General features: G+C 40.3%; 16 protein-coding genes. 11 read left to right on the forward strand and 5 right to left on the reverse strand.

Annotated features, from left to right (window positions below):
• Positions 1-76 precede the first annotated feature (76 nt).
• Complete coding sequence (locus tag CFPU101_RS19755) at positions 77-745, reverse strand: class I SAM-dependent methyltransferase (RefSeq protein ID WP_206817044.1); 669 nt, start codon at positions 743-745, stop codon at positions 77-79.
• A 57-nt stretch (positions 746-802) separates the two neighbouring features.
• On the opposite strand from CFPU101_RS19755, the gene CFPU101_RS19760 reads away from it, so the two are divergent.
• The 8 genes from CFPU101_RS19760 (at position 803) to rpsJ (ending at position 8,203) form a co-directional block, all read left to right on the forward strand.
• On the forward strand, positions 803-1,906 hold the full coding sequence (locus tag CFPU101_RS19760) for a reverse transcriptase-like protein (protein ID WP_206817045.1): 1,104 nt from the start codon (positions 803-805) through the stop codon (positions 1,904-1,906).
• 66 nt (positions 1,907-1,972) lie between these two features.
• Positions 1,973-2,470, forward strand: a complete 498-nt coding sequence (locus CFPU101_RS19765) for a 2TM domain-containing protein (protein WP_206817046.1) — start codon at positions 1,973-1,975, stop codon at positions 2,468-2,470.
• A gap of 393 nt (positions 2,471-2,863) precedes the next feature.
• Positions 2,864-3,187 carry an iron-sulfur cluster assembly accessory protein gene (locus CFPU101_RS19770; protein ID WP_206817047.1) on the forward strand — a complete coding sequence of 108 codons (324 nt, stop codon included), beginning with the start codon at positions 2,864-2,866 and terminating at the stop codon, positions 3,185-3,187.
• Between the two features lie 97 nt (positions 3,188-3,284).
• Positions 3,285-3,668 carry a 30S ribosomal protein S12 gene (gene rpsL / locus CFPU101_RS19775; protein WP_206817048.1) on the forward strand — a complete coding sequence of 128 codons (384 nt, stop codon included), beginning with the start codon at positions 3,285-3,287 and terminating at the stop codon, positions 3,666-3,668.
• A gap of 57 nt (positions 3,669-3,725) precedes the next feature.
• The gene (gene rpsG, locus CFPU101_RS19780; protein ID WP_206817049.1) at positions 3,726-4,196 is read left to right on the forward strand and encodes a 30S ribosomal protein S7; all 471 of its coding nucleotides are present in this window, start codon (positions 3,726-3,728) and stop codon (positions 4,194-4,196) included.
• Positions 4,197-4,363: 167 nt separating this feature from the next.
• Complete coding sequence (fusA, locus tag CFPU101_RS19785) at positions 4,364-6,442, forward strand: elongation factor G (protein WP_206817050.1); 2,079 nt, start codon at positions 4,364-4,366, stop codon at positions 6,440-6,442.
• 104 nt (positions 6,443-6,546) lie between these two features.
• Positions 6,547-7,776 (forward strand): elongation factor Tu, encoded by a 1,230-nt coding sequence (tuf, locus tag CFPU101_RS19790; protein ID WP_206817051.1) that lies wholly within the window; start codon positions 6,547-6,549, stop codon positions 7,774-7,776.
• Positions 7,777-7,885: 109 nt separating this feature from the next.
• On the forward strand, positions 7,886-8,203 hold the full coding sequence (rpsJ, locus tag CFPU101_RS19795) for a 30S ribosomal protein S10 (protein ID WP_002800099.1): 318 nt from the start codon (positions 7,886-7,888) through the stop codon (positions 8,201-8,203).
• Between the two features lie 195 nt (positions 8,204-8,398).
• On the opposite strand, the gene CFPU101_RS19800 is transcribed toward rpsJ, so the two are convergent.
• Positions 8,399-8,701 (reverse strand): hypothetical protein, encoded by a 303-nt coding sequence (locus CFPU101_RS19800; RefSeq protein ID WP_206817052.1) that lies wholly within the window; start codon positions 8,699-8,701, stop codon positions 8,399-8,401.
• Between the two features lie 83 nt (positions 8,702-8,784).
• Between CFPU101_RS19800 and proS the strand changes: the two genes are divergently transcribed.
• Positions 8,785-10,599, forward strand: coding sequence for a proline--tRNA ligase (proS, locus tag CFPU101_RS19805; RefSeq protein WP_206817053.1), 1,815 nt, complete (start codon positions 8,785-8,787; stop codon positions 10,597-10,599).
• 31 nt (positions 10,600-10,630) lie between these two features.
• Here the strand turns inward: proS and CFPU101_RS19810 are convergent, their stop codons facing one another.
• On the reverse strand, positions 10,631-11,419 hold the full coding sequence (locus CFPU101_RS19810; RefSeq protein WP_206817054.1) for a PEP-CTERM sorting domain-containing protein: 789 nt from the start codon (positions 11,417-11,419) through the stop codon (positions 10,631-10,633).
• A gap of 413 nt (positions 11,420-11,832) precedes the next feature.
• Here CFPU101_RS19810 and CFPU101_RS19815 point away from each other — a divergent pair, with 413 nt between their 5' ends.
• Complete coding sequence (locus CFPU101_RS19815) at positions 11,833-12,468, forward strand: alpha/beta hydrolase (protein WP_277988780.1); 636 nt, start codon at positions 11,833-11,835, stop codon at positions 12,466-12,468.
• On the opposite strand, the gene pip is transcribed toward CFPU101_RS19815, so the two are convergent.
• Positions 12,465-13,403 carry a prolyl aminopeptidase gene (gene pip, locus CFPU101_RS19820; RefSeq protein WP_206817056.1) on the reverse strand — a complete coding sequence of 313 codons (939 nt, stop codon included), beginning with the start codon at positions 13,401-13,403 and terminating at the stop codon, positions 12,465-12,467. The genes CFPU101_RS19815 and pip overlap by 4 nt on opposite strands.
• A 64-nt stretch (positions 13,404-13,467) precedes the next feature.
• Between pip and CFPU101_RS19825 the strand changes: the two genes are divergently transcribed.
• Positions 13,468-13,689 (forward strand): hypothetical protein, encoded by a 222-nt coding sequence (locus tag CFPU101_RS19825; RefSeq protein ID WP_206817057.1) that lies wholly within the window; start codon positions 13,468-13,470, stop codon positions 13,687-13,689.
• 18 nt (positions 13,690-13,707) lie between these two features.
• On the opposite strand, the gene CFPU101_RS19830 is transcribed toward CFPU101_RS19825, so the two are convergent.
• Positions 13,708-14,433, reverse strand: coding sequence for a pantothenate kinase (locus tag CFPU101_RS19830; protein WP_206817058.1), 726 nt, complete (start codon positions 14,431-14,433; stop codon positions 13,708-13,710).
• Positions 14,434-14,491: the final 58 nt, after the last annotated feature.

The following is a 14,491-nucleotide window of genomic DNA, read 5'->3' on the forward strand; positions in this document are numbered from 1 at the left end:
ACTTTTGCAAGAAGTCTATTGGCTTTCCCATTAAACCTGAACCTAAAAATCCCACTTTAGTCATTGTCAAAAAATCTTAATAATTTATTTGTTGATACACTCTTTCGGCTGTCCAGTGTCGTTCCGATGATTGATAAAGTTTAACCCCTTTTATGCCTGCTGCTTGAAGTAATTCTTTGACTTCTTCAAGTGTAAAAGCAGCAAAAAGTGAATCTCTAAAAAGTTGTTTTTGGTGCAAAGAATAATCCTCGCCGATTTCTTCTATTATATGATTAATAATTTCTGCTGATGCAGGTCTGAGTAAATCTCGTAGTAACATTCCTCCATTGGGTTTCAAGACTCGGTTAAGTTCTCTTAAAAAAGGTAGAGGGTTTGGGAGATGATGAAGCAAACTATTAGATAACACTAGATCAAATTGAGCATCAGTGTAAGGCATCTGTTTAGCATCAACGACTTCTAGATCAATTTGTTGCTCTAAATTCGCTTCTTTGATGTTTTTTTTCCCGATGTCCAACATTGATCGTGCTAAATCAATTCCAGTGATCTGCCACTTTTGACGCTGTTGAGCGATTAGAATGGGTATTCTTGCTGTTCCAGTACCAACATCTAAAACTTGAGCGACTTCAGGCGCAAGTGAGGTCGCCCTTTGAGCAAAATTAGTGTTAACTTCTGTAAAGTTCATGGCATCATACTCGATAGCTTCTTCGAGACTATCCATAACTTCAGGTTCTAAGATACGCTGCATTGATTATCCACTGATTAATCGCGTGCTTTAACTCAAATCTAAATTTTAACTTTGATTATGTCTACTGCCATGAATTTATCTAATTCAGAAAATAATAACCCGATCATGTTCTTTGATGGAAAATCAGTCAGCAATCCTGGTGTAGCGGCGGCGGCAGCGGTATTATTAATGAATAATGGCAGGCGATATACGGTTAGTCAATTTTTGTCTAATGCAACGGTTCTAGAAGCAGAATACACGGGTTTAATTATTGGACTCCAAAAAGCCAAACAACTTGGTTTAAAAACATTAGATGTTAAAGGCGATAGTGAATTAATTTTTCATCAGATTAAACAACAAAAACTAATCACAGAAGATAGGCTGTTATCTTTGCATCAACAAGTCCATAAACTCCTCAGAAACTTTACGAATACCAGTTTAGAATGTATTTCAGAAGAAGGAAATCGCCCTGCTATTAATGCTGTTAATCGTTGTATCAGTGAAGCATTAGGCCGCAAATCACAAACGTCATTACCTCCAGTTAATCCCAAAGTTACTCAGTTTCTTCAGTTAGCCGAAACAGCAACCCCTCAAGATTATCAAAAACTGGTGTTAACCAATGATGATTTTGCCTTGATGTCTCTCACGGATCTAAGATTGTTAGTCCCTGAAGCGATTCGAGATAGCATTGCTCTTCAGTGGGATGGCAATAATCAAACTCTAGCAGATATTTATCGATGGTATTTACGAGGATTACCCCCAATGATGGCTTTACAAAAAGCGCAACTTGATAACCCCTTTCTTGATTTATTAGATGAAAAATTACCTTGGGAAGATGAATTAATAACCCCATCGGGTTTTATGGTTCAAGTAGAGACATCCGACGCTTTTGTAGATCTTTTTTTATCTGATGAACCCACAATTATAACCACTTCACCGCTTACAGATCAAGAGACTTTACTAGAAATTCCTCACGATGGACAATCATTTTTAAAATCAACGTATGATCCAGATAAAGATACTCTGGCTTCTCAGGAGAAAATTTCAATCGTTTTAGAACTGATGAACGCTTTGTCTAGTGATGAGAGAATGGATTTAGCTAAACAGTTAATTCAATTACCTGAATGGATTAATTTGTTTTTTAGTGCGATCGCAATTCAGTTAGCCAATGCCAAAGATTAGCCGTTTTCCCAAAAACTTCGCATAATAGAATTATTGTTATTCTGTAAGCCTAGTTTTTAAGTTACTATGTCGGATGTTCAATTTACCCCCCGTCAGCTATATAGCTCAGAAGAAGTTCAACAAATTCTTCAAAGAGCGATCACGCGTCAAGTGACACAGGGAGAAATTACTAGAGAGCAACTTTTAGAAATTGCTGCTGAGATGGACATTCAGACATCAGATCTAGAAATTGCCGAGCAAGAATGGTACCAACAGCATTTAATCGATCAAAAACGACAAAAATTTAATTTATATCAACAAGCAAAGTTTAAGAATAAAGCGGCTAGATATTTAATTATTAATGGCTTTTTGGTGACTTTTAATTTAATCACTGCGGGAACTTTGTCTTGGGCAATGTATCCCTTATTTTTCATGGGTTTACCGCTTTCGTTGTCTGCCTGGAAAACCTTTCAAGTCCAAGGAGAAGCTTATGATCAAGCCTTTCAACGTTGGCAGTTACAAGATGATCTTAAACAATCTTTCTTTTATATTTGGTCTAGAATTAAACGCGCTTGGTTAACTTAAGTTGCGTTTCTGATAAGTTCGGTTAGGTTTCAAGGTATATTAGATCTAAAAATTGGGGTTGTAGCTCAGTTGGATAGAGCGAGCGCCTCCTGAACAATCGGGCATCATGGGGGAAACTTCATGAATGAATGTGGTCAAATTCAAGGAAACCTAAGTCTAATTAAATGATAAGGTAATCTTGAGCCAAGCTCTATCGCTCCGTTAGAGAAGGTGCAGAGACTGGTTGTAGAGAAAAGGAGCTTAAAAAAACTACAACATTACGGCCACCACCTACGGGTCACGCTACCTATGGTGAAGGAATAGTCCAGAGAGTGGGGAAACTCACACTAATCTGAAGCGCTAGGTCGCCAGTTCGATTCTGGCCAGTCCCGTTAATTAATTTCAAATAAGACAATGATCGAATTAACCCCAGCCGCCGCACAAGAAATTAAACGTTTACAAAAAAGCCGTCAACAGTTAGAAACTTATTTTCGTCTTAGCATTAAAACGGGTGGCTGTTCGGGACTCTACTACGATTTAGAATTGTCTCAAGAACCGAAAAATAATGATCATTCCTACTCAAGTCAAGGCATCAATATATTAGTTGACGAAATGAGTCGCTATTATTTACAAAACTTAATAATAGATTATGCCGAAGATCTAATGGGTGGCGGATTTCGCTTTCATAATGATAAAGCGTTGTCTTCTTGTGGCTGTGGCTTATCATTTGAAACTTAATTTCTTGACAGAGTGTCACGAAAATTGCTAAAATACCCTTTTGTCAACGATTCTAGAGCGACTTAACAAGGAAGTTACATCGACCTTAAAATAACTCATGCCAACCATTCAACAACTGATTCGCACCGAGCGATCCAAAATACAGAGAAAAACGAAATCACCTGCGCTGAAACAGTGTCCTCAGCGTAGAGGTGTTTGTACAAGAGTTTACACCACAACTCCGAAAAAACCCAACTCAGCCCTACGCAAAGTGGCTAGGGTTCGTTTAACATCAGGATTTGAAGTAACTGCTTACATTCCAGGAATTGGTCATAACTTACAAGAACACTCTGTCGTATTAATTCGGGGTGGACGGGTCAAAGATTTACCCGGTGTGAGATATCACATTGTACGTGGAACCTTAGACGCACAAGGCGTGAAAAACCGTCAGCAAGGTCGTTCAAAATACGGTGCAAAACGGCCGAAACCTGCTGCAAAATAAAGCATAATTTTAGAGAAACCTTAACTTATCGGGTGACCGGGAGAAAAAAACAAAACCATGTCTCGTCGTAAAAATATTAAAAGACGTGCTGTTCCGCCTGACGCTATGTATAATAGTGTGCTAATTAACATGACCATTCGTCGGGTGATGAGTAGCGGTAAAAAATCAGTAGCATCGAATATTGTATATGATGCCCTCAAAACCGTTGGAGAGCGCACAGGTGCTGATCCATTAGAAGTTTTTGAAAAAGCGATTAAAAACGTAACACCGTTAGTAGAAGTTAAAGCACGTCGGGTGGGTGGTGCAACCTATCAAGTTCCGATGGAAGTTCGTTCATCTCGGGGAGTTGCCCTAGCGTTACGCTGGTTAATTCACTACGCAAGAGCTAGAGGCGGTAAAACTATGGCTGGTAAACTAGCTAATGAGATTTTAGATGCAGCCAATGAGACGGGAGCTACCATCAAAAAACGCGAAGAAACACATCGGATGGCGGAAGCAAACAAAGCGTTTGCCCACTATCGGTACTAAAGAACAGTAAGATGTGGAAATCCGTACCGAAAAAGAAGTCTGGCGGTAGAATTACCTCCACTGCCGCTTTTAAATTTTCGCAAAGAAAAGTATAGAATTGTAAATAGTGTAAATAAATCTCTAGACATAAAATTCACGCTTAGCAAAACTAAACAAAGGAGGTTGCTGTGGCTCGTACCATCCCACTGGAAAGAGTACGGAATATCGGTATCGCAGCGCATATAGATGCGGGCAAAACAACAACGACTGAACGAATCCTATTCTATACAGGTGTTGCTCATAAAATCGGTGAAGTCCATGACGGGACAGCAGTAACCGACTGGATGGAGCAAGAGAGGGAAAGAGGGATTACGATCACGGCGGCTGCGATTAGTACAAGTTGGCGAGATCATCGGATTAATATTATTGATACTCCAGGTCACGTAGACTTTACCATCGAAGTAGAACGCTCAATGCGGGTTCTAGATGGTGTAGTGGCTGTATTTTGTTCAGTCGGCGGTGTTCAACCCCAGTCAGAAACGGTATGGAGACAGGCTGATCGCTACAAAGTTCCTCGGATCGCATTTGTAAACAAAATGGATCGTACTGGAGCGAACTTTTACAAAGTCTTTGCACAAGTTAAAGATCGTCTAAGAGCGAATGCAGTTCCGATTCAAATTCCGATTGGCAGTGAAACAGAATTTTCTGGCTTAGTAGACTTAGTAACCATGAAAGCGAAAGTCTACAAAGATGATCTCGGTAAAGAAGTTATAGATACCGAAATTCCAGAAGAATTACAAGAACTAGCGCAAGAATATCGCACCCTTTTAGTCGAAGCCGTTGCGGAAACTTCTGAAGAACTTCTTGAAAAATATTTAGAAGGCGAAGAACTCACCGAAGCAGAAATCAGACAGGGTTTGAGAAAAGGAACCATCGACGGCTCAATTATGCCGATGCTTTGTGGTTCTGCTTTCAAAAACAAAGGGGTACAACCGCTACTCGATGCAGTCGTTGATTACTTACCCTCACCTACTGAAGTTGTTGCAATTAAGGGAGTCCTTCCCGATGGAACCGAAGCAGTTAGAAAAGCTGATGATAACGAGCCTTTCTCGGCGTTAGCCTTCAAAATCATGGCTGATCCATTTGGCCGTTTAACCTTCTTACGCGTTTATTCTGGTGTCCTCCAAAAAGGTAGCTATGCCTACAACTCAACCAAAAACACCAAAGAACGGATCTCACGTTTAATCATTCTGAAATCCAACGAACGGATTGAAGTTGATGAACTTAGAGCAGGTGACTTAGGTGCAGCGATTGGCTTAAAAAACACCATCACTGGAGATACTCTATGTGATGAAAATCAGTCGATCATTCTAGAGTCTCTGTTTATTCCAGAGCCTGTGATTTCAGTTGCAGTTGAACCTAAAACCAAACAGGACATGGAAAAATTGAGCAAAGCCTTACAAGCTTTGTCCGATGAAGACCCAACATTCCGCGTTAACACCGATCCAGAAACCAATCAAACGATTATTGCGGGTATGGGTGAATTACACCTAGAAATTCTCGTAGATCGGATGTTACGGGAATACAAAGTCGAAGCGAATGTCGGTAAACCTCAAGTTGCTTATCGTGAAACCGTTCGTAAACCAGTTCAAAAGGTTGAGGGAAAATACATCCGTCAAAGTGGTGGTAAAGGTCAATACGGTCACGTCGTTGTTGATCTAGAACCAGGAGAGCCTGGCACAGGTTTCCAATTTGTTTCTAAAATTGTTGGTGGTTCTGTTCCTAAAGAATATATTCCAGCCATCGAACAAGGAATCAAAGAGACTTGCGAAACAGGAATCGTTGCAGGATATCCTGTAATTGACCTAAAAGTGACTTTGACAGACGGGTCTTATCATGAGGTAGACTCTAACGAAATGGCATTTAAGATCGCAGGATCAATGGCTGTGAAAAGTGCTGTAAGCAAAGCATCACCCGTGATCTTAGAACCGACGATGAAAGTAGAAGTAGAAGTACCTGAAGACTTCCTTGGGGATGTCATGGGTGACCTCAACTCGCGTCGCGGTGCGATTGAAGGTATGAACTCCGAAGCTGGCCTCGCTAAAGTATCTTCTAAGGTACCTTTAGCCGAGATGTTTGGCTACGCGACCGATATTCGGTCAAAAACGCAAGGACGAGGGATCTTTACGATGGAGTTCAGTAACTACGACGAAGTCCCTCGTAACGTCGCTGAAGCGATTATCGCTAAAAGCAAAGGGAACGCATAAACCTCAGTAAATCGTTACCAGTTAACAGTTAGCCTAATTTCTGGCTGTTAACTGAATAACGAATCTGACAAATCTTAGTGAGATAAAAAGGAAATAAACATACAATGGCACGCGCAAAATTTGAACGGAACAAACCCCACGTTAACATCGGTACCATCGGTCACGTCGATCACGGTAAAACAACCCTAACGGCTGCGATCACCATGACATTAGCAGCTTTAGGTCAAGCAAAGGCTAGAAAATACGATGACATTGATGCGGCTCCAGAAGAAAAAGCACGGGGTATCACCATCAATACCGCACACGTAGAATACGAAACCGAAGATCGTCACTACGCTCACGTTGACTGTCCTGGACACGCTGACTATGTGAAAAACATGATCACGGGTGCTGCACAGATGGACGGCGGTATTTTGGTTGTCTCCGCAGCAGATGGCCCGATGCCTCAAACTCGTGAACATATTCTCTTAGCGAAACAGGTAGGGGTACCTCGTCTTGTCATTTTCTTAAACAAAAAAGATTTGGTAGACGATGAGGAATTAATTGAGTTAGTCGAACTAGAAGTCCGTGAACTCTTGAGCGACTATGGTTTTCCTGGAGATGACACCCCAATCGTTGCGGGATCTGCTGTCAAAGCTTTAGAAGCAATGGTAGCTAACCCCAAAACTAAAAAAGGTGAAAATGAATGGGTTGATAAAATCTATGACCTGATGGCCGCAGTAGATGACTACATTCCTACCCCCGAACGTGAAATTGATAAACCCTTCTTGATGGCAGTAGAAGACGTATTCTCCATCACTGGACGGGGTACAGTAGCAACTGGACGGATCGAACGTGGTAAAGTCAAAGTCGGCGAAAACGTCGAACTCGTCGGCATTAAGGCCACCCGCAGTACCACCGTTACAGGTGTAGAAATGTTCCAGAAATCTCTAGAAGAAGGGTTAGCTGGGGACAACGTGGGTTTACTACTACGGGGTGTACAAAAAGAAGATATCGAACGCGGTATGGTAATCGCTAAACCTGGTTCGATCACTCCTCACACTCAGTTTGAAGGTGAAGTCTATGTATTAACCAAAGAAGAAGGTGGTCGTCATACCCCATTCTTCAAAAACTATCGCCCTCAATTCTATGTACGGACAACCGACGTAACAGGAACCATCAAAGACTATACCTCCGACGATGGAGATGCAGTAGAAATGGTTATGCCAGGCGATCGCATTAAAATGACCGTAGAATTGATCAACCCGATCGCTATTGAAGAACAAATGCGTTTTGCGATTCGTGAAGGCGGTCGTACCATTGGTTCAGGGGTTGTTACTAAAATTATCAAGTAGGATGACCTAAAAAATAATGGAGCAGATCATTGGCATTTTGTCAAGCTAAATCTGCTCCATTCTTATCGTTAATTAATCATTAGTACCTTGAAAACTAAAGACTAAAACTATGGCTACACTTCAACAACAAAAAATCCGAATTCGCTTAAAAGCATTTGACCGCCGTTTACTCGACACCTCTTGTGAGAAAATTGTCGATACCGCTAATCGGACTAATGCCACTGCAATTGGCCCCATTCCTTTACCCACTAAGCGTAAGATTTATTGTGTATTGCGATCGCCACACGTTGATAAAGACTCTCGTGAACACTTTGAAACCCGTACCCATCGACGCATTATCGATATCTATCAACCATCCTCTAAAACAATTGATGCTTTGATGAAATTGGATTTACCTGCTGGGGTAGACATTGAAGTGAAGTTGTAAATTTCTAGTCCCAGAAACCAAGAAAAACCCCTTCTATTAGATATTAGGTAGGGGTTTTTCTTGCGGAGTCGGTTTAATAAAAAAAGAATTTGTACCATCTATCTATTCATGATGTTCTTGATTGAGATCTAAAGAGGCCATTAACCTATATTGAAATCTTTCAAAAGCAAATTGCACTCAATCTACTACATTATTCTAAGTTAATCGGTGTTCAATCGAACCCCCATAATATTCTAATAATCTCGTTAGCTCAGATAAAGCTATTTTTTGAGGTTTAACCATTTTTTTCAAGGCTTTTTTAATGACATGAGTCAAATCTTCCCAAGTAATCTGTTCTTCATCTAATAAACGATGTTCAATCAACAACGCTTGTAAACCTTCTAACGCTGTTAAAGCACTTTGATAATTAGGACGCTGTGTTTGAGCGTTTACCTGCCCGAATTGCATCATTAAAAGCGAAATCAAGAAAATAGATAACCCCGTTACATGATTTCTCATTTCAAAAAGTCTCTCTCTATTGCTACCCGAATACCAATCCAACATGAGATAATATTAAACCTATCTACATGAAATAGCGAACAATGCGACTCTCTCAAATGCTCTTCGTCACTCTGCGAGATGATCCCGCAGAAGCAGAAATTCCCAGTCATAAACTCTTAGTCCGTGCAGGTTATATCCGTCGTATCGGAAGCGGGATTTATGCTTATCTCCCTTTGATGTGGCGTGTTTTACAAAAAGTCTCTCAAATTGTCCGCGAAGAAATGAACGCATCTGGAGCGCAAGAAACCCTTCTCCCTCAACTTCAACCGTCGGAGTTATGGAAAGAGTCTGGACGATGGGATACTTATACTAAAGCAGAAGGAATCATGTTTGCGCTAACGGATCGTCAAGACAGAGAATTGGGATTAGGGCCAACTCATGAAGAAGTCGTTACAACCATTATTCGTGATTTAATTCGTTCCTATCGTCAACTTCCCATTAATTTATATCAAATTCAAACAAAATTTAGAGATGAAATCCGTCCCCGTTTTGGTTTAATGCGAGGTCGTGAATTTATTATGAAAGATGCTTATTCTTTTAATCTTGATGAAAATTGTTTAAAAAAATCCTATCAAGCGATGGATCAAGCTTATCGTAATATTTTTCGTCGCTGTGGGTTAGCTTTTCGTGCTGTAGAAGCAGATTCGGGTGCAATTGGTGGATCAGCTTCACAAGAATTTATGGTTTTAGCAGAAGCAGGTGAAGATGAAGTTCTTTACACCAATGATGAAAAGTACGCCGCTAACGTAGAAAAAGCAGTTTCATTACCCTCTGAAGTAGAACAATCACCCTTCACGACCTATGAAAAGCGAGAAACACCCAATACAGATACCATTGATCAGCTTTGTCAATTTTTGAAGTGTTCGCCGACGGTGGTGGTGAAAAATGTTCTTTATGAAGTGGTCTACGATAATGGAATCACAGTACTGGTTTTAGTCCAGATTCGCGGTGATCAAGATGTTAATGAGGTGAAGCTACAAAATGAGTTAACCCGTTTAGCCTCTCGTTATCAAGCCAAAACCATTTTAGCTTTACAAGTTCCCGATGAGTCGGCACAGAAAAAATGGACGACTAAACCTTTACCTTTAGGATATATTTCACCCGATTTAGCTGATGATTATATTAAAACCAGTCCAGACTATGCGCCAAAATTCTTAAGATTAGTTGATCAAACGGTGCTTGAGCTAAAAGATTTTGTCACGGGAGCGAATGAAAAGGGTTATCATGTCGTCGGTGCTAATTGGGGTAAAGATTTTCAGTTAAGTGAGCTAAAAGTGGATCTGCGAAAAGCAAAGATTGGCGATCGCGCAATTCATGATTCTAGTCAAACTCTTAACAGTGCTAGAGGAATTGAAGTCGGTCACATTTTCCAACTCGGCACGAAGTATTCTAAAGCGATGGGTGCTACATACACCAATGAACAAGGGGAAGAAATGCCAATTGTCATGGGATGTTACGGAATTGGCGTATCTCGTTTAGCACAGTCGGCAGTTGAGCAATCTTATGATCAAAATGGCATTATCTGGCCAGTGGCGATCGCACCCTATCAAGTAATCATCGTCATTCCCAATCTTAAAGATGCTGAACAAGTCAAAGTAGCCGAACAAATGTACCAAGAATTGAATCAAGCAGGAATCGAAACCCTGCTCGATGACCGTGACGAAAGACCAGGGGTTAAATTTAAAGATAGCGATTTGATTGGGATACCCTATCGAATTGTTACAGGGCGATCGCTTAAAGAGGGAAAAGTCGAAGTTGTTGAAAGAGCAACACAAAAAGCTCAAGAAATATCAGTGACAGAAGTCGTTGAAACTTTGAACAATTGGATTGCTCAAGCGATTGAATCAAGAAAATGAGAAGCGAGAAGAAATTAAGTTAAAAAGATAATTAATTTGATTTTAGGCGACGGGACAATGTGCTATAAGCTCCAATAGCCAATAGACCTAGTATGACACTCGGTTCGGGAACTGAAACGGGGTCAACGTTTCCAGGATCGTAAGCTTTAAGTTGAACGGCTACACTGCTTCTCGCTCCTCCTCCTACGGGTTGAGGATCTTGAGAAGTCCATCTCATAACAACTTTACCAACCATTGAAGTAATCGACGTATCACTAGAAAAGAATTGAGCGTGAGATACGTCTTCTGTGTCAAATACAGCAGAAGTTAAGGTATTGCTAAAATCACAACTAGAGCCACAACCATTAATATCAGTGACTTGAATAGAGATGCTGGTTCCAGACGCAACTAAACCATCTTGTCGATCACGAACCTTAGCAACGAAGGCAAAATTTTTAAAAAGACCACCTTCTCCACGATCATAAGTAACCGTTTGAGCATTAGTTCCATCAAAAAGGGTTAGTGTTGCAATGCCATCTATGTCTTGATAACTCAAATCCCAGACCACTTCTTGATTGTTGCCCCAATCAATATCAAATGTTCCAGCTAAAGGATAATTAGCACCCTCAGGGCCTAATGCTGCCTCATAATCACCTGGCCCTTGTACTCCTGCTCTCCATTCAGATTCAAAGAGTTTTAATTCTGCACCGAAACCTTCTGGATGCGGATCAGATGCTACACCCGAGTGAACTAAGCTTAGTGTTAAAGCGTTAGCACTTTGAGCGGCTAAACCTGCTACCGTCATTCCAAGCAGTGTCGGAATGATTTGCCATTTTCTCACGTTTGTTTACTCCTATTCTTTGAGCATTAAAGTGTTATTAACATCCGCAATCATAACTTACATTTTGACAAAAGCACAGTCAGATGAGGTCAGCTTTAGCAAGTTCTTGGTTTAAAAGAGTTGTCATTAATCTAAGACAAGCACTTTTAGCTAAACTCTTGATTTTTTTTGATATTTAATTAAAATAGGATCAGACTTTATCTTCTAGTGATTTAAAGATTGTTAGCCTTTGAGGAATCCGAAGAAAGCAAGCTATTAATTTTAAATATTTTAAGTCAGCTTCCAGTAAACAAGAGTGATCTTATTGAGTATTAGCTCCAATTAAATCGCTTTTGTAGAACAGTCTTGAAGCTTAATCACTCTAAAATTAATAATAATGAACCTAAGAAAAAAACAGGAGTCAACATTTGTCTTTGGATATTTTTTCTCTTTCTCCAAGCAGTGGCCAATCTCCAAGCCATTTAATGATTTTTCTTCACGGTTGGGGTGCAGATGCTAATGATTTAGCCCCATTAGCGTCTATACTCGATTTACCAAACTATCAATTTCTGTTTCCTAACGCTCCATTCCCTCATCCTCAAGTCCCCAGTGGTCGAGCGTGGTATGCTCTAGAAAACAGCAGCTATCAAGGATTAAATGAAAGCAAAGAAATGCTTGTCAGTTGGTTATTGTCGCTAGAAGCACAAACAGGGGTTTCTTTAGATAAGACTGTGTTGTTTGGTTTTTCTCAAGGTGGAGCGATGACTTTAGATGTTGGATTAAGTTTACCCTTAGCTGGTTTATGTTCGCTCTCTGGCTATTTACACGTTACTCCCGAAGTTACAGCTACGCCCATTCCACCCGTATTTATAGCACATGGTAGACAAGATCAAGTCGTTCCGATCGCCGCCGCCCAACAAGCGAGGGATGTCTTAACTGCTTTGGGCGTAACAGTAGACTACCACGAGTTTAATATGGGTCATGAAATTCCTTTACCAGTGTTAGCTGAATTACGGCAGTTTCTTTTAAAGTTATCTAGCCCTATTTCAAACAAGAATGTATTTGATTAAAAGGAATCAGTCACCTCAACAAGCGCACTCCGTATACCTGGTTCAGTCATCGAATGTCCTGCATCGGGAACAATAATCAATTGAGATTCGGGCCAAGCTTGATGGAGTTCCCACGCGCTAACCATTGGGCAAACTACATCATAACGACCTTGGACAATTACCCCTGGCAGATGGCGAATTTTATCAATATTTTCAATTAATTGGTTATCTGTTTTCAAAAAACCTTTATTCACAAAATAATGACATTCAATTCTAGCAAAGGCTTCTGCAAAACGAGATTCCCCAAAACGTTTAATCGATTGTTCAGATGGCAATAATTTACTGGTGCTTCCTTCCCAAATTGACCAAGCTTTCGCCGCTTCTAAACGAATTAATGGGTCTGTACTGGTTAATCTTCGATAATAAGCCGACAAAAAATCATGTCTTTCTTCGGGGGGAATGGGTTTAACATATTCTGCCCAAGCATCGGGAAAAATATAACTACAACCCTCTTGATAAAACCAAAGTAACTCTTTACGTCGTAATAAAAATATTCCTCTTAAGATTAAACCTAAACAAGAATTGGGATAGGTCTGACTATAAGCTAGAGCCAATGTACTGCCCCAACTGCCGCCGAAAACCACCCATTTTTCTATCCCTAAATGGTTACGAATTTTTTCAAGATCATTGACAAGATCCCAAGTTGTGTTTTCTAGTAATTCAGCATAAGGTGTACTTTTGCCACAACCACGCTGATCAAAAATCACAATTCTCCACTTTTGCGCGTCAAAATATTGACGATAAATTGCATCAATGCCACCACCAGGGCCACCATGCAGAAAGATCACGGGTAGTCCCAGTGGGTTTCCTGCTTCTTCATAATAAATAGTATGTAAATCGGAAACTTGCAAATATCCTTGATCATATGGGTCAATCGGTGGATAGAGTTCTGGCATTGAATAATCAATCCTACTAGACTAAAGTTAGAAAAATTATTTTAGAACATCTTGAGGATTAAATATGGATAAAGATACCAAATTTGCGGCATTAGTCTTAGGGGTTCCTTTCTTGGGTTTGCTCTATTGCGCTCTAATTTTAGGGATTATGTTATATTCGGCTTGGGCTAGAGAACATCCTGTGATTATTGCTACGGTTTTTGTCATTGCGCCTTCTTTGATTTCGGGATCAATATGGCTATTTTCTTCAGCTAAAGCTAGAAATAAAGAGAAATTAGGTTTATGAAGTGAAAACTAGCGATGCCTAAAGGCACAGCGTAGCTGCACGCATTCCCCAAAAAACTAAGTTTACATCGAGATGAATTTGTTGAGACAAATCAGGAAAGAGCATCTGTAAATAATTCAATAATATTAAACCATCGCCACCAGTGATGACAATGGCAGCATCGGGAAATTGTTTGAGCCAATCGTTAATAAAAAATTGAATGCCAGCTAAAGTAGTATAAATGCTGCCACTCTGAATCGCCGCAGGAGTTGTATTAGCCCACAGAGGCGGTAATTGTTGCGGTAATACCACCTCCGGTAAAGCAGCAGTTTGGTTAGATAAAGATTGAAATTGTAGACGCAAACCAGGTAAAATCGCCCCACCTAACAAGTTTTGCTCCGCATCAATTCCCGTGAAAGTTAAAGCAGTTCCCCCATCAATCACTAAACAAGGATAACCATATCTTTCCCCTGCGCCCAATGCTGATAAAGCCCGATCGATGCCCAAAGTCGGATAAAGTTGTTTAAGTGGAATTTGTTCTAATGTAATAACAGTTGTATCAGGATAGTTTTGACAAAAAGTCGTTTGAGCAGGAACCACCGACGCTAGATAGAGTGGTATGTCTGAGCGTTGTTCTATTTCTAACAACAGGTTTGTTAGATGGGGAGTATGCCAAATCTTTTTGAGATGATTTTGCTCAAACCATCCCCAATGTAAACGAGAATTTCCAATGATCAGGGCTAACCATTCCCAGGATTGATTCATAATTCAATAAATGTTAAGAACAGCGATTTTTTTAGAATTTTTTAATATTTATTTCATA

It is taken from the genome of Chroococcus sp. FPU101 (assembly GCF_017312365.1).
Taxonomy (GTDB): domain Bacteria; phylum Cyanobacteriota; class Cyanobacteriia; order Cyanobacteriales; family Microcystaceae; genus Chroococcus.

Excerpts from the sequence above, each read along its gene's own strand:
- CFPU101_RS19755 (WP_206817044.1), bottom strand. The coding sequence starts at position 745 with ATGCAGCGTATCTTAGAACCTGAAGTTATGGATAGTCTCGAAGAAGCT.
- CFPU101_RS19760 (WP_206817045.1), top strand. The coding sequence starts at position 803 with ATGTCTACTGCCATGAATTTATCTAATTCAGAAAATAATAACCCGATC.
- CFPU101_RS19765 (WP_206817046.1), top strand. The coding sequence starts at position 1,973 with ATGTCGGATGTTCAATTTACCCCCCGTCAGCTATATAGCTCAGAAGAA.
- CFPU101_RS19770 (WP_206817047.1), top strand. The coding sequence starts at position 2,864 with ATGATCGAATTAACCCCAGCCGCCGCACAAGAAATTAAACGTTTACAA.
- rpsL (WP_206817048.1), top strand. The coding sequence starts at position 3,285 with ATGCCAACCATTCAACAACTGATTCGCACCGAGCGATCCAAAATACAG.
- rpsG (WP_206817049.1), top strand. The coding sequence starts at position 3,726 with ATGTCTCGTCGTAAAAATATTAAAAGACGTGCTGTTCCGCCTGACGCT.
- tuf (WP_206817051.1), top strand. The coding sequence starts at position 6,547 with ATGGCACGCGCAAAATTTGAACGGAACAAACCCCACGTTAACATCGGT.
- rpsJ (WP_002800099.1), top strand. The coding sequence starts at position 7,886 with ATGGCTACACTTCAACAACAAAAAATCCGAATTCGCTTAAAAGCATTT.
- CFPU101_RS19800 (WP_206817052.1), bottom strand. The coding sequence starts at position 8,701 with ATGAGAAATCATGTAACGGGGTTATCTATTTTCTTGATTTCGCTTTTA.
- proS (WP_206817053.1), top strand. The coding sequence starts at position 8,785 with ATGCGACTCTCTCAAATGCTCTTCGTCACTCTGCGAGATGATCCCGCA.
- pip (WP_206817056.1), bottom strand. The coding sequence starts at position 13,403 with ATGCCAGAACTCTATCCACCGATTGACCCATATGATCAAGGATATTTG.
- CFPU101_RS19825 (WP_206817057.1), top strand. The coding sequence starts at position 13,468 with ATGGATAAAGATACCAAATTTGCGGCATTAGTCTTAGGGGTTCCTTTC.
- CFPU101_RS19830 (WP_206817058.1), bottom strand. The coding sequence starts at position 14,433 with ATGAATCAATCCTGGGAATGGTTAGCCCTGATCATTGGAAATTCTCGT.